This window comes from Shigella sp. FC1661 (assembly GCF_001712525.1).
GTDB classification, from domain to species: Bacteria; Pseudomonadota; Gammaproteobacteria; order Enterobacterales; family Enterobacteriaceae; genus Escherichia; species Escherichia coli.
Map to the genome: position 1 here is coordinate 1 of NZ_MDGW01000349.1, position 1,237 is coordinate 1,237.

Annotated in this window: 2 protein-coding genes; both read left to right on the plus strand. The window is 59.1% G+C overall.

The window, feature by feature from the left end; genetic code table 11:
* A partial coding sequence (locus BFF42_RS17725; protein WP_073883256.1) for a phage minor tail protein L occupies window positions 1-621 on the plus strand: 621 nt, incomplete at its 5' end.
* Window positions 622-631: 10 nt separating this feature from the next.
* The coding region (locus BFF42_RS17730; RefSeq protein ID WP_039059158.1) for a C40 family peptidase at window positions 632-1,237 on the plus strand (606 nt) is incomplete at its 3' end.

Here is a 1,237-nt window from a genome sequence, read left to right on the forward strand (position 1 = left end):
GACCTGACGGTGCAGGGTGGTGAGCGGTATTTTTTCTGTAATGAGCTGAATGAAAAAGGGGAGCCGGTCACCTGGCAGGGGCGTAAGTATGAGGCATACCCGATTGACGGCAGCGGCTTTGAGATGAACGGCCGGGGCAGCAGTGCCAGACCGTCGCTGACGGTGTCCAATCTGTTCGGTCTGGTCACCGGGATGGCGGAAGACCTGCAGAGTCTGGTGGGGGCCACGGTGGTCCGCCGCCGGGTGTATGCCCGTTTTCTGGATGCGGTGAATTTCGTTGCGGGCAATCCGGAGGCGGACCCGGAGCAGGAGCTGAGTGACCGCTGGGTGGTGGAGCAGATGTCGCAGCTGACAGCCATGACGGCCTCGTTTGTGCTGGCTACACCGACCGAGACGGACGGGGCGCTGTTTCCCGGTCGTATCATGCTGGCGAACACCTGTATGTGGACCTACCGCTCTGATGAGTGTGGTTACACGGGCGGGGCTGTGGCGGATGAGTTCGATAAACCCACCACGGATATCCGTAAGGACAGATGCAGCAAGTGCATGCGCGGGTGTGAACTGCGCAGGAATGTCGGCAATTTTGGCGGTTTCCTTTCCATTAATAAACTTTCGCAGTAAATCCCGGTTTATGACACAGACTGAATCAGCGATTCTGGCGCATGCCCGGCGGTGTGCGCCTGCGGAGTCGTGCGGCTTCGTGATAAGCACGCCGGAGGGGGAGCGGTATATCCCTTGTGTGAATATTTCTGCAGAGCCGGAGGCGTATTTTCGTATCGCACCGGAAGACTGGCTGCGGGCAGAGATGCAGGGGGAGATTGTGGCACTGGTCCACAGTCATCCCGGTGAGCTGCCCTGGCTGAGCGAGGCTGACCGGCGGCTGCAGATAAAAAGCGCACTGCCCTGGTGGCTGGTCTGCCGGGGGGAAATTCATAAATTCCGCTGTGTGCCACATCTGACAGGACGGCGCTTTGAGCACGGGGTGACGGACTGTTACACGCTGTTCCGGGATGCATACCATCTGGCGGGAATTGATATGCCGGATTTTCATCGCGAGGATGACTGGTGGCGCAACGGCCAGAACCTGTACCTGGACAATATGGCGGTCACCGGCTTTTACCGGGTGCCCCTGTCCTCTGCACAGCCGGGCGATATTCTGCTGTGCTGCTTTGGTGCTTCGGTACCGAACCATGCCACCATTTACTGCGGCAACGGTGAGCTGCTTCACCATCTGCCT